General features: G+C 64.2%; 15 protein-coding genes and 1 pseudogene. 5 read left to right on the forward strand and 11 right to left on the reverse strand.

The window, feature by feature from the left end; translation table 11 throughout:
* Window positions 1-406: 406 nt before the first annotated feature.
* Together ACT9T4_RS15185 and ACT9T4_RS15190 are read right to left on the reverse strand one after the other, a co-directional pair.
* Window positions 407-1171 carry a methyl-accepting chemotaxis protein gene (locus tag ACT9T4_RS15185; protein ID WP_373565132.1) on the reverse strand — a complete coding sequence of 255 codons (765 nt, stop codon included), beginning with the start codon at window positions 1169-1171 and terminating at the stop codon, window positions 407-409.
* Between the two features lie 90 nt (window positions 1172-1261).
* A pseudogene (locus ACT9T4_RS15190) lies at window positions 1262-2299 on the reverse strand (HAMP domain-containing protein); the annotation flags it as partial.
* 203 nt (window positions 2300-2502) lie between these two features.
* Here ACT9T4_RS15190 and dapC point away from each other — a divergent pair.
* Window positions 2503-3699, forward strand: a complete 1197-nt coding sequence (gene dapC / locus ACT9T4_RS15195) for a succinyldiaminopimelate transaminase (protein ID WP_499117746.1) — start codon at window positions 2503-2505, stop codon at window positions 3697-3699.
* Window positions 3700-3735: 36 nt separating this feature from the next.
* On the opposite strand, the gene ACT9T4_RS15200 is transcribed toward dapC, so the two are convergent.
* The 8 genes from ACT9T4_RS15200 to ACT9T4_RS15235 all read right to left on the reverse strand — a co-directional run bounded on the left by ACT9T4_RS15200 (window position 3736) and on the right by ACT9T4_RS15235 (window position 14806).
* Window positions 3736-4680, reverse strand: a complete 945-nt coding sequence (locus ACT9T4_RS15200; RefSeq protein WP_499117748.1) for a methyltransferase — start codon at window positions 4678-4680, stop codon at window positions 3736-3738.
* A gap of 17 nt (window positions 4681-4697) precedes the next feature.
* Complete coding sequence (locus tag ACT9T4_RS15205; protein WP_499117750.1) at window positions 4698-6074, reverse strand: iron-containing redox enzyme family protein; 1377 nt, start codon at window positions 6072-6074, stop codon at window positions 4698-4700.
* A gap of 411 nt (window positions 6075-6485) precedes the next feature.
* On the reverse strand, window positions 6486-8894 hold the full coding sequence (locus ACT9T4_RS15210) for a hybrid sensor histidine kinase/response regulator (protein ID WP_042555163.1): 2409 nt from the start codon (window positions 8892-8894) through the stop codon (window positions 6486-6488).
* 220 nt (window positions 8895-9114) lie between these two features.
* Window positions 9115-9978: an ABC transporter substrate-binding protein gene (locus ACT9T4_RS15215; protein ID WP_042555162.1), complete on the reverse strand. Its 864-nt coding sequence runs from the start codon at window positions 9976-9978 to the stop codon at window positions 9115-9117.
* Window positions 9975-11990, reverse strand: coding sequence for a Fe(3+)-hydroxamate ABC transporter permease FhuB (fhuB, locus tag ACT9T4_RS15220; RefSeq protein ID WP_499117751.1), 2016 nt, complete (start codon window positions 11988-11990; stop codon window positions 9975-9977). The genes ACT9T4_RS15215 and fhuB overlap by 4 nt, the downstream gene beginning before the upstream one ends.
* Before the next feature lie 2 nt (window positions 11991-11992).
* Window positions 11993-12760 carry an ABC transporter ATP-binding protein gene (locus ACT9T4_RS15225; RefSeq protein ID WP_499117753.1) on the reverse strand — a complete coding sequence of 256 codons (768 nt, stop codon included), beginning with the start codon at window positions 12758-12760 and terminating at the stop codon, window positions 11993-11995.
* Window positions 12748-13512: a siderophore ferric iron reductase gene (locus tag ACT9T4_RS15230; RefSeq protein ID WP_042555159.1), complete on the reverse strand. Its 765-nt coding sequence runs from the start codon at window positions 13510-13512 to the stop codon at window positions 12748-12750. The genes ACT9T4_RS15225 and ACT9T4_RS15230 overlap by 13 nt, the downstream gene beginning before the upstream one ends.
* 106 nt (window positions 13513-13618) lie before the next feature.
* On the reverse strand, window positions 13619-14806 hold the full coding sequence (locus ACT9T4_RS15235) for an MFS transporter (protein ID WP_499117755.1): 1188 nt from the start codon (window positions 14804-14806) through the stop codon (window positions 13619-13621).
* Between the two features lie 395 nt (window positions 14807-15201).
* Between ACT9T4_RS15235 and ACT9T4_RS15240 the strand changes: the two genes are divergently transcribed.
* From ACT9T4_RS15240 to ACT9T4_RS15255, 4 genes are all read left to right on the forward strand, one after another.
* Window positions 15202-16038 carry a bifunctional hydroxymethylpyrimidine kinase/phosphomethylpyrimidine kinase gene (locus ACT9T4_RS15240; protein ID WP_042555157.1) on the forward strand — a complete coding sequence of 279 codons (837 nt, stop codon included), beginning with the start codon at window positions 15202-15204 and terminating at the stop codon, window positions 16036-16038.
* A gap of 11 nt (window positions 16039-16049) precedes the next feature.
* The gene (gene thiE, locus ACT9T4_RS15245; protein WP_179540000.1) at window positions 16050-16679 is read left to right on the forward strand and encodes a thiamine phosphate synthase; all 630 of its coding nucleotides are present in this window, start codon (window positions 16050-16052) and stop codon (window positions 16677-16679) included.
* 22 nt (window positions 16680-16701) lie between these two features.
* The gene (hemL, locus tag ACT9T4_RS15250; protein WP_499117758.1) at window positions 16702-17991 is read left to right on the forward strand and encodes a glutamate-1-semialdehyde 2,1-aminomutase; all 1290 of its coding nucleotides are present in this window, start codon (window positions 16702-16704) and stop codon (window positions 17989-17991) included.
* A gap of 274 nt (window positions 17992-18265) precedes the next feature.
* Window positions 18266-18814: a tetratricopeptide repeat protein gene (locus ACT9T4_RS15255; RefSeq protein WP_042555154.1), complete on the forward strand. Its 549-nt coding sequence runs from the start codon at window positions 18266-18268 to the stop codon at window positions 18812-18814.
* A 56-nt stretch (window positions 18815-18870) separates the two neighbouring features.
* Here ACT9T4_RS15255 and ACT9T4_RS15260 read toward each other — a convergent pair whose 3' ends face one another.
* A complete protein-coding gene (locus tag ACT9T4_RS15260; RefSeq protein WP_042555153.1) occupies window positions 18871-19194 on the reverse strand; it encodes a DUF1820 family protein in 324 nt (107 codons plus the stop codon).
* Window positions 19195-19367: the final 173 nt, after the last annotated feature.

Here is a 19367-nt window from a genome sequence, read left to right on the forward strand (position 1 = left end):
CTACGAAAGCATGAAAATCCCAGCCCGTAGGAGCCCGCTTGCGGGCGATGCGATGGCGGCCTTGCCGCGGAATCGGCGTTGACCCGGTGATTCGCCCGCAAGCGGGCTCCTACAGAAAGGGGTGTCCGACACACTCGAGGCAGACGCGTCGACCGCGGGGCGCCTACGGAAGCATGAAGATTCCAGCCCGTAGGAGCCCGCTTGCGGGCGATGCGATGGCGGCCTTGCCGCGGAATCGGCGTTGCCCCAATGATTCGCCCGCAAGCGGGCTCCCACAGAAATGGGTGTTCGACACCCGCGAGGCAAGCGCGTCGACCTCGGCGCGCGGCTCACACAAAAACGCGACTGCAGGCCAAGCGCTGCTGCAGAAGCGGCGCCTGCAAGAAGCGCGGCCGCTGCCCGCTGATCAGATCCTGAAGCTGTCCACCAGTTGCTTGAGGCGCCCGACCTGCTGATCCAGCTCGGTACAGGCATTGAGACTGGACTGCAGGTTGCGTACGCCATCCTGGTTGAGGGTGTTGATCTCGGTAATGTCCATGTTCAGGCTTTCGATCACCGAGGTCTGCTCTTCGGTGGCGGTGGCCACGGACTGGTTCATGCCATCGATCTCGCCGATACGACGGGTCACGCCGCGCAGATTCTCACCCGCCTGCCCACCGATGCGTACGCTGTCATCGCTGAAGCGACGGCTCTCGCCCATGGTCATCACGGCGTCACGAGCACCAGCCTGCAACTGCTCGATCATCTGTTGAATTTCCTGCGCCGAGCTCTGGGTGCGTTGCGCCAGGTTGCGCACTTCATCCGCGACCACGGCGAAACCACGCCCGGCCTCACCGGCACGAGCCGCTTCGATGGCGGCGTTGAGCGCCAGCAGGTTGGTCTGCTCGGAAATCCCCTTGATCACATCGAGAATCTGACCAATATCGTTGCTCTTCTGGCTCAGCACTTCGATATGGCTGCCGGATGCCTGAATCTTGTCAGACAGATCACCCATGGAGCCCAGCGTGCGCTCAACCATGTTCTGCCCTTCTTCGGCGTCACGACGGGCATCGCTGGCCTGCAGAGATGCATCGGCCGCATTGCGGGCGATCTCCTGGGCGGCGGCGCCGAGCTCGTTGATGGCTGCGGCAACGCTGTCGGTACGTGCCGCCTGCTCGCTGGAGTTGCCCATGGAGGCATTGGACGCTTCGACCACGGTGCTCACGCGGGCATGAACTTCGCGGGTCGCCGAGGCCACCTCGCGGATCGACTCGTGGATACGCTCGACGAAGCGGTTGAAGGCACCCGCCAGCTCGCCGAACTCGTCACCGGAGTCGATCTTCAGGCGCTGGGTCAGATCGCCCTCGCCTTCGGCGATGCCGCCCATGGCGTGGCTCATCACGTGCAGCGGGCGCAACAGGATACGAATCAGCGCGCCCAGCAGCAGCAGGATGGCGATCACGCCGATGACCGTGGACATCAGCGCCGAGATGCGGAACTCCTGCAGAGCGGCGAACGCCTTGCCCTGATCGACGGAAAGGCCGACGTACCAGCGCACCCCTGACAGGCCCTGCACCGGCAGGAAGGTGACGATGCGCGCGCTGCCATCGACGGCCGCTACATCCTGCAGACCGGACTCGAGGCGCGGTGCACCACTGGGGAACAGATCAGGCAGCTTCTTGAGCACCAGGCTCTTGTCAGGGTGCACCAGCACCGTGCCTTTTTCGTCGACCAGGAAGGCATAGCCCATGCCACCCAGATCGAAGGAATTCAGAATGTCGTCAACCGTCTGCAACTTCAGGTCGCCACCCACCACACCTTGAAGGCTACCACCCGTGCTCACAGGGCGAGTGATGGTGATCAGCAGGCCGTCGCGGGGATCCGCCGCCAGGTAGGGCTCGGTCAAGCCCGGGCCGCTGCTGCCCGCAGCGCTCTTGTACCAGGGACGCTGGCGCGGGTCATAGCCGGCGGGCAACTCGCTGGGGGGAAACTGGGTGTAGGTGCCATCATTCTGGCCGTAATAGGCATACAGGAAGGCCGAAGCGATGCTGCGGTGCTGCAGATTCCTGGCCAGTGGCTCAGCCGCGCTGTCGTCCTGAACCGACTCGGCCAGGTTGTCCAGCAACTGCATGCGGCCATTGAGCCAGTGCTGAATGTTGCCGGTGGATACCTGACCGACGTCGTGCAGGTAGTTCGCCAGGTTGTCGCGAATCGAGGTGCGCTGCAGGTAGTCGTTGTACAGCGCGAACGATGCGAAGGCGGCAATGACCACCAATGACGCAGCCAGCATGATCTTGTGACTGAACTTGAGGGTGCGCATAGAAGGTCTCGCTGAAAGTAGGACTGAATACGGCTTGCGATCAGGCTATCGGCTCGAAGCGGCCAGCCTTTAGGAAGGCGAACATCAACAGGGCGACCAAAACGGCTGTCCATCGGACAGGCGAAAGGGAATTTTCCTGGGGCGCCCCACGTGCTAGTGTCGGCAACTTTGTCGCCGCCTTACAAAGGACACGTCGGATCATCATGAACCACGCCCTCGCCCAGCTGCAGCCCTACCCGTTCGAGAAACTGCGCGCCCTGCTCGCCGGCGTACAACCCGCCGCCGATCGTTCGCCCATCGCCCTGTCGATTGGCGAGCCGAAACACCGCTCCCCCGCGTTCGTTGCCCAAGCGCTGACCGACAACCTCGAACAACTGGCGGTCTACCCGACTACGCTGGGCATTGCTGCGCTGCGCGAAGCCATCGCCACCTGGTGCGAACGCCGCTTCAAGGTGCCGACCGGCTGGCTCGACCCCGCGCGCCACGTGCTACCGGTGAACGGCACCCGTGAAGCGCTGTTCGCCTTCACCCAAACCGTCGCCCAGCGTGACGTCGATGGCCTGGTGGTCAGCCCCAATCCGTTCTATCAGATCTACGAAGGCGCAGCCCTGCTCGCTGGCACCCAGCCGCATTACCTGCCGTGCCTGGCCGAACTCGGCTTCAATCCGGATTTCGATGCGGTGGCGCCCGAGGTCTGGCAACGCTGCCAGATTCTCTTCCTCTGCTCGCCCGGCAACCCGACGGGTGCGCTGATTCCCGTGGCAACGCTGAAGAAGCTGATCGCCCTCGCCGACCAGTACGATTTCGTCATCGCCGCCGACGAGTGCTACAGCGAGCTGTACTTCGACGAGACCAACCCGCCTGCCGGCCTGCTGACCGCCTGCGCCGAGCTGGGCCGTAGCGACTTCAAACGCTGCGTGGTGTTTCATAGCCTGTCCAAGCGTTCCAATCTGCCAGGCCTGCGTTCGGGGTTCGTGGCGGGCGACGCGGAGATTCTCAAGGCCTTCCTGCTGTACCGCACCTACCATGGCTGCGCCATGCCGGTACAAACCCAGCTGGCCAGCATAGCCGCCTGGCAGGACGAGGATCACGTACGCGCCAACCGCGATCTGTACCGCGAGAAGTTCGCCGCCGTGCTGGAAATCCTCGATGGCGTGCTCGACGTGCAACGCCCGGATGGCGGCTTTTACCTGTGGGCCAGAACACCGGGCGACGATGCCGAATTCACCCGTGCACTGTTCGCCCGGGAGCACGTCACCGTGGTGCCCGGCTCCTATCTGTCGCGGGAAGTCGATGGCCTCAATCCCGGCAGCGGCCGTGTGCGCCTGGCACTGGTCGCACCGCTCGAGGAATGTGTGGAAGCCGCACGGCGTATCCGACGCTTCATCGAACAGGCCTAGGCCGCATGGCGGCGCCACCTCGACGAGGCGCCGCCGTCAACTCGCTGTGCGAGTGACGGTGAGGACCACTGCCGCGATACGTTCTACGTCCTCGTAGCCCGGTTTTTCCAGCTCCTCACCGAACACGTCGGGGTCCACCTCCTCGTAGCGCCAGGCCAACGAGGAGTCGCCCAGCGTGCGCTGTATATAGGCGAGGAAGGGATCGCCGGCAGCGGTCATCGCCACACCGGTATAGAGCAGCAGACTGCCCCCCGCTGCCAGTCGGGTCACCGCGGCCTCGACGATGGCCTGCGACAATCCCGCTCCTAGCTCACCGCCACCGTCACGGTAAGCGCGGCTCTCGCTGTCGAGCATGTAAGGCGGGTTGGCCACGATCAGATCGAACTCACCCTGCACACCGTCGAGCAGATCACTGTGCAGGGCCCTGAGGTTTTCGGCGCCAGCCAGCGCAGCGTTGACCTGAGTGAAGGCCAGCGCCTGGGGATTGATATCCACGGCCAGCACCTCGGCCTCCGGACGCGCCAGCGCGATGCACTGCGCGCCAGGCCCGGCGCCGCAGCCGATATCCACCGCACGACGGATGGAAGTGGACGAAGGCGTGCCGAGAAATGCATCGATGGCTCGAACGAAACGATAGGTATCGGGACCGAAGAACACCGCATCGGCCTGCGTTGTCGGATAGCGCGAATGGACGAACAAGCGATCGCCCAGGCTGGAGTAACGCACGGCGCTGCGCAGTTGCTCGGCGTCTTCGACCAGAACGCCTGAAGCGCGCATCAACTCGAGCAAATCAGCGCCGACCATGCCCGGCACGAAAGGGCGGCTCCAACCGAAGACCCCCTGCAGATCCTGAGCGAGCGCATTGCCCGGTCGGCCGTTGACGCGCTCATGGGTCAGCGGTGTGCCGGTGGTGAATCGATAGCCTCGCTCGGTGAGCGCCTGACCAAGTTGCACTAGAGCCTGCTGGGGTTCGTTAAGCATCGGTGCTCCGACAGCGATTACTGGAGATAGGTATTGAACAGGCGCGTTGCCAGCAACCCTGCGGGGGTGAAGTGACAGGCAGGTGACATCAGCTCGATCAGCTTTTCCGCCTGCTGGCGGGCTGGCAGTGCACGCAGGGTCGCATGCAGGGCCTGAGCCTCGTCATCCAGGCCGCTCGTCTGCATGGCGTTGGGCTGCGCGGTACTTCGACGGTTGCGACCGCGACTGCGCGCGGCGGTCCAGTCGCCGGCAATCCAGTCATGCAGAATCTGCTGCTCGTAAGCGCTGAACACACCGAACATGGCCGCCCGATCACCCTGCACGAGCTGCCAGAAGCGGCTGTTCTGCGGGTCCTCGTTGCGACGAATCCAGCCGCGTTTCTCCAGCGCCTCGAGCAAACCGCGCACCTGACCCGGCTGGCTTAGCCATTGATTGATGGTGCGTCCCTCGATGCGGCAATAGTCGGAGTGCACCTGAGTGGCGACTTCGCGCTTGCGCTCCAGCATGCCGCACAGTTGTTCGTCGAGATCGAATGCGCCGATCACCGCCGTGGAACCGACACCCAGCTCATTGAGCTGATAGCCGCGCATCACCCGCTGATAGAAGGCATCACGGTCGCCCACCACCGGCAGATTCTCCAGCACGGCCTGCACGGCTTTTTGCGCATGGCCGGTGCTGGCATTGTCGATGGTCACGTGCAGTTGGAAATAATAGGGGTCGATATCCAACTCGGTGAGCTCATAGCTGGTGATCAGCAGGTGCAAGGGGAGTTGTTCATAGCCGAGGTTGTAGCCGATCACCTCCGGCAGATACTCATTAGCCAGGTGCCCGAGCGCCAGTTGCTGGGCACCCTGAAGAAAATGCTCGTCTTCCAGCTCCGCCAGCTCATCGCAACCGTTCTGGCTGAGCAGTTGCTTGTACAGCACCACATGGTTCATGGCGGCAACGCCATCGCCCAGTTCCTCGAGGTAGGTACGCAGCAGTGGCCGCAGACTCGGCTCCTGCCAGTGCTTGAACAAGCCATAGAGCCAGGCACCGTCCACCAGTTTGGTGGGCGCCACATGGCGCAGGAAATACACGGCGTGCGCCCGATTGCTGAAATAGCGCCGTGGCTCGCCCTGACGCCGCGCCTCCAGATACTGCGCATAAGCCTGCGTGGTGCGCTGCGCAGCATCGCGCATCCAGTTCAACAGCGCCTCCGGCTGGGCTGGCATGTCACAGGGCTGCCGCTCTGCCTGCTCCAACTGCGCATCGAGGAAGCTGCGCGCCTGATCCACGACACCGTCGGCCAACCGTGGCTGCAGCAATCGCTCATAGAGGGTGCGCGCAGGACCAGCCTGCAGAAAGCTGTAGCTTTCCCGAGGCGTTGTGAAGATCGGCATCAATGTGGTCATGGTCGGAGCCTTGCGTGGGCAGTTCGAAGGCGCTGTGGGAACGGTGAGGTCGAGAACAGCGCTCGGGTGATTCCATGGGTGGCCGTCTTGCCGATTTGCAGGATTGCTCCGGCGAATCGGCCTGGGCCTTATGGAATAAGGAGGACGCTGCGCGAAGAAAGATTCAACTCAGGGGATAGGCGGTAGCGGCCGTATCGAGGCCGCTCGTCAAGACCGCAGGTGTGAGACAGTCAGCCAGAAGGACGGCCAACGGACTGGCAGCGCAGGCGCGGGAACGCCGAGCGACGGGCTGCCAGGCTGGCTGCGAGGCGAGCAGGCTCCTTGGCGGCGGAAACATCGAGTTCGCATGGCTCACAGGCATTCGAATCGGCGCAGCGACATTGGAGAGCTAGCGGCCTGCCGTCGCCGGTCTCAGGCTGGACGGCACAGCACCCAGTCATGCAGCAACACCCGCAGTTCGTCGAACTTCACCGGCTTGGCCAGGTAGTCGCTCATCCCGGCGGCCAGGCAGCGCTCGCGGTCACCAGACTGGCTGTGGGCGGTGATCGCCAATACCGGCAGCTCGGCGCAGCCAGGCAACAGGCGCAGCGCCCTGCAGGTGGCGAAACCGTCCATCACCGGCATCTGGCAATCGAGCAGCAATGCATCGACCGACTCGCGCTGCAGACACTCCAGCGCCTCGGCGCCGTTGTCCGCGGTGCGAACCCGGTAACCGAGCTTGAGCAACATACCGCGAATGACCAACTGGTTGATGGCGTTGTCCTCGACCACCAGCACGGTGCATTGCTCCGGCACCCGCACCGGGCTGCCCGTGGCGCGACGCACCACGGGCTCGCTGCCGCCCTTCTGCATCGGCAATGTCAGGGTCAGGCTGAGCCGGAAGATGCTACCGCCACCGCCCGCGCGATTGGGCTCGTAGGCCAGGCTGCCGCCGAGCAGATCGACCAGTTGTCGACAGATGCTCAGGCCGATGCCGAGGCCGCCATACTGGCGGGTCATCGACGTATCGAGCTGATGGAAGCGGCGGTACAGGTCGGACTCGCGGACATCCTCCAGGCCGATGCCGGCATCGATCACTTCGAAGCTCAACGGCAGGCTGTCCAGCGTCGCTTCACCTTCCCCCCTTACGCGCAGACGCACCTTGCCGGCGGCGGTGAACTTGATGGCGTTATCCAGCAGGTAACCCAGCCCTTGGGCCAACTTCAGGGCATCGCCTTCCACGGTGTCGGGCAGGCGCTCGTCCAGGTCGAGGGAAAACGCCAACCCCTTGTCGCGGGCACGGCCTTCGTAATTGGCGCATACGCCGTCGAGCAACCCGCGCAGGCTGAAGGTTTCACGCCGCGGGTAAAGTCTGCCGGACTGCAGTTCGGTGAGGGCCAGGATGTCGTTGACCATCTGCATCATGTCCCGCGCCGAACGCGTCGCGGTTTTCTGGTACTGCTCGACTTCCGGCTCCAGCCGCAAGGTCTGCATCAGCTCCAGAGAGCCGATCACGCCATTCATCGGCGTGCGCAACTCATGGGTCACGGTGGCCAGGAAGTCGTCCTTGAGGCGGTTGCTGTCGGCCAGTTCGTGGTTCAGCGCCTCCAGCTTGGCACTGGCACTCTGCAGAATGCGCGCGCGCTCCTCCTTCATGCCGTTGATACGATCCGCCAGGGCCAGCGACAGCAAAGCCACCTCGATCGCGCTACCGATCTGGCTGGCGTACATGGTCAGGAACACGTTGGGCAGGTAGCCGAGGACCATCAGGGTGTTGACCACACCGCCGATCAGAAAGGCCGCCCAGGCGATGATGAAGTAGCGCGCCACCCGCATGCCGCGCAACCAGGCCAGCCCCCCGGCAATCGACACCACCAGGGTGAACACCAGCGCCAGCACGGTAGCCAGACGTAACGAGACGGCGTAGCTGACGGTCAGCGCCAACACCATCACCGCCGTGCCCCAGAGCATCAGCAGCAACAGGCTGCGGTCCACCCAGGGGCTGTGCTCGCCGGTCTGCAGGAAACTGCGCGCGAACTGACAGCCGAACAGCGCCGTGGCGCCGATCAGGAACGGCGTGGCGACGTTCGCCCACCAGGGGCTGTCAGGCCAGAAGAACTCGATGCCGGCACCGTTGACCGATACCTGGTAGAGCCCGAACGAGGCGATGTAGAGGATGTAATAGAGGTAACTGGTATCACGTACGCTTATGAAGATGAACAGGTTGTAGATCAGCATCACCAGCAACACGCCGTAGATGACGCCCAGCACGTAGATGCGCGCTGGCTGCTCCTCGAGATAGGCGGTGGGCGACCAGAGGGTCAGCGGCGCCTGGATGGAGCCCTGGCTCTCGAGCCGCAGGTAGATTCGCCGTACCTGTTCCGGCTTGAAGTCGAGGGGGAACAGGTAGTTGTTCTGGCGGATCTCGCGGCTGGAAAACGGCAGCGCATCACCGGTTCGCTGGGTCAGGCGAAAGCGGCCATCTGCGCCCTCCTCGTAGAGCTCCAGCCGATCCAGCGGTGGATAGGCCAGTTCTAGCAGCCAGTGCTGATTTTGGCGGCTGTGCTCGGAGTCGTGGGGCCGGTACTGCAGGTCGATACGTACCCAGAAGGCCGAGCGCGAATAGCCTGCATTGAGTACCGGTTTGTCGTGATCGCGAAAGCTGCCCTGCAGGGCGCTGGAGGTGACGTCGTCGATGCTCTTGTCGCCGCGCACATCCTCGAACACCGACATCGCCTGGCCGAGCGGCAGGGCTCGGGTGTTCTCGTCGAACACGGCCGGCCCCGCAGCGCTCGCCAGTACCGGGCAGATCGCCAGAAGAATGATCAGAAAAAAACGCATGAAGCCCCGCTGATGACCCTGTTGCACAGTACCGAAGAGCCCCACGCCCCCATGATGATACTGGCTTGCACGGTTCGAATTGCAAATTCGCGCAACTCTAGGGTTTGTTTGCGCCTAAGCGCAAGCCGCGTCGCTGCGCAACATCTCACCAGGCCGGACAGCGATCCGCTAGACGGGAGACGCCGGGAATGGGCTGGCCGTCCGCGTCAGGCTCTGCAACTCAGCGGGCGGGCAGACGCAGCAGCGCCTCGCTGATCGCTTCGGCCAGGTATTCGATGGAAAACACCCCGCCGTAGGTCCAGGTCGAACGCATGGCGCCGAAGCGGCCTTCGCGCACGAACGGCATGGCGTTCCAGAGCGGTGTATCGAACAGCTGATCCTGCGCGGCGAAGGGTTCGATATGCAGAATCACACCGTCTTCGATGCGCCCCAGGGTGGTCACTGGCGATTGCACGATGCCCCAGGGACTGCGCGGCAGCGGGTAGGCAGGCTGCAGATGCAGCAACTGCATGGCGTGATCGGCCATGGAGTTGGCGCCATTGATGAACACCGCCGTGGGCGATGAAAAGCGGATCACCGTGACCTTCGGCAAACGCCCGCGGAAATGCTCGACCAGACGGCGATGCAGTTCATCGACCCGTGCCTGCATCGCCGCCAACTCACGCAGCGCCTGTTCCTCGCGCCCGAAACGCTGCGCCAGCGCCAGGTAGTTGTCACGGGCGGTGAGATAATTGTCGTGCTGCTGGCTGAAACTGCTGTAAGCGGCCACCGGCGCGATGCGCTCCAGCTTGCCGCGGATGTCCTCGAGCAGCGGTGGAATGACGATCAGTTCCGGCTTCAGTTGCGCCAGCAATTCCAGATTCGGCTCGGTACGCGAGCCGGCGCTTGGCACCTCGTCCGGCAGGCGTGGGCGCACCACCCAGGTGCGGTAGTCCTCGGCGTCGGCCACGGCAATGGGGGTGATATCCAGTTTCAGCAGGTGCTCGGCCGCTTCCCAGCTCAACGCCACCACCCGCGGTTGTGCACCGGCGAAGCCGGCCACCAGGCACAACAGCAGCGACACAGCGCGCAACAGATCCTTCATGCCAGGCGCCTCTTGACCAGCAGGTAAACGAAATAGCTGCCGCACACCACCGACGCGACGATGCCGACCGGCAGTTGCAAGGGAAAGATCAGCACGCGACCGAACCAGTCTGCCAGCAACATCAGCACGCCGCCCAACGCCGCAGCGAGCAACAGCTGCGACACCACCCGCCGCGCACCAAGAATCGCCGCCATGTGCGGTGCCAGCAAGCCGAGAAAGGCCACCGGTCCCATCAGGCTGGTGACCAGCGCGCAGAGTAGCGACACCAGCACCAGCAGCGCCAGACGTGCAGCAGGTACGTTCAGGCCACGGCTCAGCGCCACTCCATCGCCGATGGAGATCAGCGTCAGTGCGCGGTGGCAGAGCAGGCTGAGCACGCCCAGTAGCAGCACCCCGGCAGCCAGCCACAGCGATTGCGCCGCCGAGACCCGGTAAGTCGAACCCGCCAGCCAGCCAAGCAGTGCGAAGGAATCGGCCGTGCCCTTGGCCAGACCAAACTGCAACGCCGCATTGAGCAGTGCCGTGAGGGAAATGCCCACCAGTGCCATCAGCGCCGGCGAATACTGATGGCGACGGCCTAGCAGCAGGAGCACGGCGAGCACCGCGAGGCTGCCGATGAAGGCCGCGATCGGCGCGGTGAAGCCCAGCAGCGAACCGCCAAAGATCATCAGCGCCAGCATCACCGCCAGGGTCGCGCCCGCCGAAAGACCGAGGATATCCGGGCTTGCCAGCGGGTTGCGCAGCAGTCGCTGCAGCAGTACCCCGGCGATGGCCAGGCCACAGCCCGCTGCGGCGGCGGTGAGCACGCGCGGCCAGCGCAACGCCCAGATCAGCGAAGACGGCCACTCGAACTGCCAGCCCGCGCTGCTGCGCCCCAGGCAGATGCTCAGCAGCACGGCCACCAGCGTCAGCCCCACCACCAGCAGCGCATGGCGTCGCCGCACTCGCTCCGGCCCCTCCGGCAACGCCAGACCACGGGCGTCATCGGCGGACAACTGGCGCCGCGACAACCACAGCAGAGCGGGGGCGCCGATCAGGGCCGCTGCCGCGCCACTGGGTACCAGGTCCGCCGTCCAGCGATTGGCCAGCAGTGCCAGGGCGTCGGTGGCGAGTAGCAACACGGCGCCTAGCAGTACGCTGTAGAGCAGTTCATCACGGGAGCGGCGGGCACCGAACAGACGTGCCAGATTGGGCGTGAGCAGACCGATGAAACCGATCAGCCCCACAGCGGTGATCGCCACGGAGGTCATCCAGATCGACACCATGAACAGTGCCAGCATCACCGGCCACAGGCTCAGGCCGCGGGACTGGGCGCCGTCACTGCCCAGTTGCAGCAGAGTCAGCGGGCGTGGTGCGAGCACAATGACCAGCAGCCCGATCAACAGCTTGGGCCATAACCAGCCTACCCAGTGCCAGTCGATCTGCGCGAGATCCCCGGCGCCCCAGACGAACAGCCCGCTGGTGTACTGGTTGTTGAGCAGCACCAGACCTGCAGCCAGCGCGCCGAGCAGCAGATTCAGGGCCATACCCGCCAGCACCACCGGCAACCCGGCGATGCCGTTGCGCCCGGCGATCACCAGCACCAGCCCCACCGACAGCAGCGCTCCACACAGCGCCGCCCAATGGCCATGAGTGGCCGCGACCGTCGGCACCAGCAAGGTGGCACAGACCAGCCCCAGCCAGGCACCGGACGAAGCGCCGATGGTCATTGGAGACACCAGGCGATTTTGCGTCAGTTGCTGCAGCACGCTGCCGGACAGCCCCAGCGCTGCACCGACCAGCAGGGCCATGACCAGCCGCGGCAGCGCCGAGAGGTTGAATTGCAGGGCATCGAAATCATTCTGCACCGCACCGCCGAGTACCGCCCATTGCTGTGCCAGCGGCAATGCAGTGCTCAATTGCAGGTGCACCACCATCAGCGCCAGCAGCAGGCCGAGGGTCAGGCCATAGCGCAGCGCTTGCCTGCCGGACGCTCTGGATAACGCGTTCTGCCGCGCTTCGCTGACGCCCATGCTCAGGCCACCACGGCAATCTTGCGGGCGTTACCAGGCTGCTCGATCAGTTCGATGTCGATGTCGTAAAGCTGGCTGAGCAGCGGGTTGTTCAGCAGTTCCTCCGGGGAACCATCGAAGAACACCCGCCCCTGCTTGAGCGCGACGATACGGTCGGCATAGCGGGCAGTCAGATTGATGTCATGGAGGATGGCGACGATACCGCGGCCAGTCGCCAGATTGAGCTCGCGCAGCAGCGTCATCAGTTCGTACTGATGGGCCAGATCCAGCGCCGAGGTGGGCTCATCGAGCAGGATCAGCGGTGACTGCTGGGCCAGCAGCATGGCGATCCAGGCCCGCTGCCGTTCGCCGCCGGACAGGGTATCGGCGAGGTGATCGGCGTACTGTTCGACATCGGTCTGCGCCATGGCCCGTTCGATCATCCGTTGATCCTCGGCTTGCCAGCGGCCAAGCAGACCACGCCATGGAAAGCGCCCGAGGCGCACCAGTTCGCGTACGGTGAGCCCGGCCACGTCCGGCAGGCGTTGCGGCAGGAAGGCCACCCGACGGGCGAACTCACGTTGACTGAAACTGGCCAATGGCTTGCCGTCGAGCTGCAGTGTACCGGTGTCGGGCTGCAACTGCCGGGCGATCAGGTTCATCAGCGTCGATTTGCCCGAGCCGTTGTGCCCGAGGATCACGGTGAACTGGTCGCCGGCCAGTTGCAGCTCGTCCAGCGCCAGGGTCAGGCGACCGTCGCGGCGGACCTCGATATCGTTCATTCGCAGCATTCGAGACTCAGCTCCTGACGCAGACGCGCCAGGCGCTCCTCCTGTTTGAGTTTCGGACAGGTACTGCATAGCTGGCCATCGGCGCGGCGGAAGTGCTGGCAGCACACCTTGCGGCCCAGGGCCAGACGTTCGCGGCCGTCGTCCAGGCGGACGTCGATCAGCGTGCTGTCGCCCTGCAGATCGAGGGCCTCCAGCCAGCGCCGTTCCAGTTGGTGCAACTGGGCATTGCTCAGCGCCTGCTGACGCTGGATCAGCAGCAGCGCCGCCAGCACGTAGTCGGCTTCGAGGCGGCGCGCCATCTTCTGATGCATGGCGGCCACCGCGTTGTACTCCTGCAACTGGCGCGCCACCAGTTGCTGCAGCTGCCCGGCGGCGAAATCGATCAGGGCATCCTGGCTGGCCTGCCGCGGGCAGTGCTCGGGCAGGCAGAAGCCCGACACCACACCGTCGCACACGGACTGCCCCATGTCGTTCAGACAAGGCACGCGACCGGCCAGATGCACGCCAAGCAGGCTCAGGTAGATCGGCTGCCAGATCAGCAGCGTCCAGGTGCGGGTGTTCCAGTAATGCGGCCCGGCTTCGGGACAGGCGAGCTGCCAGTGTTGGTAGAGCGCAGCAATGCGTGCGGGGTTATCGGAGGCTCCGCAGGCAAGCTCGTCGCGACCACTCGAACCCACCCGCCCGGAAAGCCCCGGCAGGGTACGTGCGGTCACCTCGATAAGGTGCAGAAGATCGGCGTTGGCCTGGTACATCGCAGGTCGGCCCCGGAATGATTCGTGACGGCTGGCACCGGCGCGGCAGCGTGGCGCTGGTGCAAGACACGAATTTAACCACGCCCAACGCTAATGCACCAGATTATCATTCGCGCAAAGAGCCCGCCGTTGGCCCCGCCTTGATCAGCAGCGGAAACACTGCAGCGGTGATCAGCAAGCCAAGCGCCCCCACCCAGAATGGCATGTGCTGACCGTAATGGCTGACCAGCAGGCCGGCGCCGTAGGATGCCCCCATGGTGCCCAGGCACTGGAAGATATTGATCTTGCTGAAGTCAACGCCATAGTTCTCCGGCGTGCTCAATTCGAACAGCAAGGCATCCAGACGGACCGTGACCTGATACAACGCCCAGCCGAACAGCACGCGCCCCAGCAGAATCAGCCACTGGTTGTCGAAACCCTGAATGAAGGTCGCAGCCGCCCCCAGTAGCAGACCGGCGAAGATGCCATCACGGGTCGCCCCCTTGACCGTCGAACGCCTGCTCCACCACAGCGCGAACACCGCCACGGCGCCCGGCAGCGAATACACGAAACCGGCCATCAGCTCGCTGTTCCAGCTCGCCACTTGCTGCCAGTACACGGCGAAGAATGGCCGGGTGACGTAGGCGACGAAGTAGAACAGCAACATCACCACGCACAGCCGGTAGATCGCCAGCAGGCTACGCTGCCCACTGCCGGCTGGCGTCTCACCCGCACTGCTGTCCGCTTCTCCGGTCTCGCCGCTGCGCGGCAGGTGGCCGCGAATCAGGTGCATGCAGATGGTCATCTGAATGAAGTCGCCGGCAGCCATGATCAGAAATACATCGCCGATAGCCAGCACTTGCAGCACCAGCCCGCCAGCGGCTGCGCCGAGAATCGCGCCGAAGTGCACCACCACCGACAACGTACCGATGGTCTGGGTGTGGCTGTCGTGCTGCTGCAGACTCATCACGTAGGGGTACATCAGCAGGTAGCTGCCCTTGAACACGATCATCAGCAACGACACCACCCAGAACAGCGGCAGCGAATCGATGAAGGTCAGGGCCGCGGTCAGCGTGCCGGCCATGAACTGCGCGCCGATCAGAATGCGCACCGGATGCACGCGCCTGGCCAGACGCGCCCACAGCGGAAACACGGCCATCACCGTCAGGCTGATCGCCGCCAGATAAAGACCAACATGCTCCGGCGGGGGATTGTCGAAACGCTCGGCGAAATACTGCGGATAGAAGGGAATGATCAGGTTGTCGGTGACCACCGCCAGGGCGGTCATGGCAATCAGATAGAAGCGCAGGTTCATGGGTCGGCGACAGCGAGGGCTGGGCGTTGCATGATGCACGGGGCTACGCACAAATGCGAACCGTTACGCTTGATGGTGGGGATGCGCCAGTCCCTTCGCGAGACTATCCAGCCTCACCGCGGCGCATAAAATGTTAAGCTCGCGCCCCACGAAAATGCCGCCGGCCACCCGCTGGTGCGAGCCCGATAAACCAGGTAGGGCGCCTGCCGCCCTACCCAAACAGGCTGTTGAAAACACCACCCAGGTAGCAGTTGCTTCGTGAAAACAGGCTGAAAATGCTCGTATACAGCGGTGAACTCCGCTTTTCTCACCTGTTTTGGGGCTGCCATCAGCCCCGCATCGGCTGCCTCGCCCACGTTTTTCAATGACCTGGTAAACCGGAACCCGCGACACAGATGATCGACTTCGGCCTCCCAGATTATGAACGCAGCAGTGCTCGCCTTGCCCCCTCGCGCCCGGTAGTGCTGTGCCTGTCCGGCCACGACCCGAGCGGAGGCGCCGGCCTGCAGGCGGACATCGAAGCGCTGCTGGCACAGAGCTGCCATGCCGCCCCAGCGGTTACCGCCCTGACCGTGCAGGACACGGTCGACGTCAGCGACTTCCGCGTGCTCGACCGCGACTGGGTGCTGGCCCAGGCCAATGCGGTGATCGCCGACATGCCGGTAGCCGCAGTCAAGCTGGGTATGCTCGGCTCGGTGGAAATGGTCGAAACCGTGCTGATGATCATGGACAAACTGCCAGGCGTGCCGCTGGTCTGCGACCCGGTACTGCGTGCCGGCGGTGGCGGTGCCCTGGGCAAGGACGAAGTTGGTTTCGCCATGCGCGAGCGTCTGTTCGCGGTATCCACCATCGCCACGCCCAACCTGCCGGAAGCACGCATCCTCGCCGACCTGCCAGACGGCACGGCCGATGAATGCGCCAACCGGCTGCTGCCGCACATCCGCCACCTGCTGATCACCGGTGGCCATGGCGACGAAAGCGATGTGGTGCATAACCGGCTGTACCTGCGCGATGGCAGCCAGCACACCTTCACCTGCCCGCGCTTGCCCGGCAGCTACCACGGCTCCGGCTGCACCCTGGCCAGCACCCTCGCCGGACGCATAGCCCTTGGACAGGATTTGATCAGTGCGGTCGAAACTGCCCTGGATTACACCTGGCGCACCCTGCGCGACGCCGAGCGACCGGGCCGCGGTCAGTACGTACCACGCCGCCTGCCACTGGACTTCTGCTGATGGCCGCGCCCATCAGGTTGCGCGGCCTGTACGCCATCACCGATAGCCAGTTGCTCGCCGGTGGCAAACTGCTGCCCTATGTCGAGGCCGCCCTGGCTGGCGGCGCGCGCGTGCTGCAGTACCGTGACAAGTCCGGTGATGAAGCACGCCGCCTGCGCGAGGCCGAGGCCCTGCGCAGCCTCTGCGAACGCTACGGCGCTGCGTTGATCATCAACGACGATGCCGAGCTGGCCGCCCGCCTGGGCGTCGGCCTGCACCTGGGCCAGGAGGATGGCTCGCTGGCCGTGGCCCGCGCCCTGCTGGGACGCCAAGCGATCATCGGCGGCACCTGCCACGCCCGCCTGGAGCTGGCCGAGCAGGCGGCCCGCGAAGGCGCCAGCTATGTGGCCTTCGGGCGATTCTTCAACTCCCACACCAAACCTGGCGCACCGGCGGCCACTGCCGAGCTGCTGGCCAGTGCCAAGGCGCGCGTACAACTGCCGATCGTCGCCATCGGTGGCATCGACCTGCACAACGCCGCCCCCTTGATAGAAAGGGGTGCCAGCATGCTCGCGGTGATCCACGCCCTGTTCGCCGCCGATTCGGCTGCAGAGGTCGAACGCCGCGCGCGCGCCTTCAGCGCCCTGTTCCAACCGGCCTAATTCATTTTCAAGAGGCTCCATCATGTCCCGCTCCGAAATCCTCTTCGCCAACGCCCAGAAACACATCCCCGGCGGCGTCAACTCGCCGGTTCGCGCCTTCAGGAGCGTTGGCGGCACGCCACTGTTCTTCAAGCACGCGGAAGGCGCCTACGTGACGGACGAGGACGACAAGCGCTATGTCGATTATGTCGGCTCCTGGGGGCCGATGATCCTTGGCCACAGCCACCCTGAAGTGATCGACGCAGTACGCCGCCAGCTCGACCATGGCCTGTCCTATGGCGCGCCGACCGCCATGGAAACCGAAATGGCCGACCTGGTCTGCGCACTGGTGCCGTCCATGGAAATGGTGCGCATGGTCAGCTCCGGCACCGAGGCGACCATGAGCGCCATCCGTCTGGCGCGTGGCTACACCGGCCGCGACAGCATCATCAAGTTCGAAGGCTGCTACCACGGCCACTCCGACAGCTTGCTGGTCAAAGCCGGCTCCGGTGCACTGACCCAGGGCGTGCCGAACTCCGCGGGCGTGCCAGCGGCCTTCGCCAAGCACACCCTGACCCTGCCGTTCAACGACATCGATGCGGTCGCCGACATGCTCGGCAAGGTCGGTAGCGAGGTCGCCTGCATCATCGTCGAGCCGGTCGCCGGCAACATGAACTGCGTACCGCCAGCACCCGGCTTCCTCGAGGGCCTGCGCAGCCTGTGCGACAAGCACGGCGTGGTACTGATCTTCGACGAAGTGATGACCGGCTTCCGGGTTTCCCTTGGCGGTGCCCAGGCGCATTACGGCGTGACGCCGGACCTGTCGACCTTCGGCAAGATCATCGGCGGCGGCATGCCGGTGGGCTGCTTCGGCGGCAAGCGCGCGATCATGGAACGCATCGCTCCCCTCGGCCCGGTCTACCAGGCCGGCACGCTGTCCGGCAACCCGCTGGCCATGGCCGCCGGCCTGACCACCCTGAAGCTGATCAGCCGGCCTGGCTTCCACGCCGAACTGAGCGACTACACCAGCACACTGCTGCAGGGCCTGCAGGATCGTGCCGATTCGGCCGCCATCCCGTTCGTCACCACCCAGGCGGGCGGCATGTTCGGGCTGTATTTCAGCGGCGCTGACGACATCGTCACCTTCGACGACGTGATGGCCAGCGATGCAGAGCGCTTCAAGCGTTTCTTCCACCTGATGCTGGAAGGCGGCGTCTACCTGGCACCGAGTGCTTTCGAGGCAGGTTTCACCTCCATCGCCCACGGCGAGGCCGAGCTGAAACTGACTCTGGACGCCGCCGAACGCGCGTTCGCCAACCTCAAACAGGCATGATGAGCGGTCAGCAGCGTGCGGCGGACCTTCATTGCCGCGCATAATGGTGGAACCTGTCGTTGTGCGGCTGATCGTCTATAAGAGGCGTCAGCCGCCGATTCGAGCCAAATCGGGGTACGATTCGCACGCGACAGCGATGCGCGCGCGCCACGATGGGGCAGAAAAGCAGGCAAACACTTTGTAAGAACGCTGCGGCTTATTTCATAATGTGATGGCGGACGCATTCTTTCCGCCGTCATTCACCCTGTCAGCACCTCGAGGTATCTGGATCTTCATGAAGCGCACCGGCCGCACCCTGTCTCTGGGCTGCCTGTTGCTCCTGCTGCCATTGCTTGCACTGGCGGACGGAAACTCATTGCTGATCCCGGCGACCGGCAGCTGTTCGCTGAACGTCGCCCCCGAAGACCTGCCAGACGCCCTGCAGGCCTGCCAGCAGAGTGCCGACGGCGGCGACGCCCAGGCGCAATACGAGCTTGGCGAATTCTATTACGACGGCAGGGCCACCGAGCGCGACCTCGCCCAGGCACTCAACTGGTTCGAGCGCGCATCGCTACAGGGGCATGCGCAGGCGCAATACCATCTGGGCATGATGTTCTTTCGTGGCGAAGGCGTGGCCGCCAACAACGTGCAGGCCTATATCGTGCTGAAGATGGCTGCGGTCAATGGCTCGGACGAAGCCATGGACAGCGCTGACGAAGTGTCCCTGCAGATGCCCAGAGCGGAACTGGAAGTGGCCACCCAGGTACTGGGGCAGATCTTCCGCAACTACCTGCAGGAACTGCAGGCCGCCGATGGCCTCTCCCCTTTCGCACCGCTGAAATAGCAACGGCGGTGCAACGAAAAGCCGTAGCGCGAGCTGCGGATCGCTTGCGCTGAAACCTATTTTTCCGGCATGGGCATGGGGAACGGCATGATGTTGCCTCCACCCTTGGCCTCGCTGATCTTCGGCGTACCCAGACGCTCGACTTCGTCGATGCGCACGATCGAATGCATGGGCACGAAACTGCGCACCACGCCATCGAACTGAGCCTTGAGCTTTTCTTCGCTTGGGTCGACGACGACCTGGGTACGTTCGCCGAAGACGAATTCCTCGATTTCCAGGAAGCCCCACAGATCGCTCTGGAAGATCTGCTTGGCATACATCTCGTACACCTGGCCCTGATTGAGGAAAATCACCTTGTAGATCGGTTCACGCTTGGTCATGGGTAACGATTGGCTGGCAGTCGAAAAGGGCGCGAATCTTAGCACGGCTCTCGACTGCTTCGTCGCCCCTCTTGTCCATCGATTGTGGCCTCTGTCGACCAAGCCCCCTATAATGCGCGGTCATTTTCCGGGCTGGCCTGCATGGCCGTCGCCGAGGCGACGTCGGAGATGTT

It is taken from the genome of Pseudomonas sp. SZ40, from assembly GCF_052958135.1.